General features: G+C 45.2%; 2 tRNA genes. Both read left to right on the top strand.

Annotated elements, in window-relative coordinates:
- Positions 1-34 precede the first annotated feature (34 nt).
- Positions 35-107, top strand: a tRNA-Ala gene (locus ACTNCH_RS12830).
- 35 nt (positions 108-142) lie between these two features.
- Positions 143-216: transfer RNA gene (locus tag ACTNCH_RS12825), tRNA-Ile, on the top strand.
- Positions 217-354 lie beyond the last annotated feature (138 nt).

Genomic DNA, 354 nt, shown 5'->3' with positions numbered 1-354 from the left:
GATATGGGAGAGCAGGTGGCTGCCAGAATGATATGGGGGTGTAGCTCAGTTGGGAGAGCACCTGCCTTGCAAGCAGGGGGTCAAGAGTTCGAATCTCTCCATCTCCATTCGTCAAGCATTCGAAAGAGTGTGAGACAAAGACGGGCTTATAGCTCAGCCGGTTAGAGCGCACGCCTGATAAGCGTGAGGTCGGTGGTTCGAGTCCACTTAAGCCCATTGTCAGCACATCAAATCTGATGAACTGACACCAAGATTTACATTGTACCTTGAAAACTATATACTGAAATATCTACAAGTTAAATTCAATCCTTAGAATGAATTTAACACAAGACATCCGAGGTGATTATCCTAAAA

The organism is Candidatus Merdisoma sp. HCP28S3_D10 (assembly GCF_052065835.1).
Classification (GTDB): domain Bacteria; phylum Bacillota; class Clostridia; order Lachnospirales; family Lachnospiraceae; genus Laedolimicola.
This window is presented reverse-complemented; position numbering and strand designations above follow the sequence as displayed.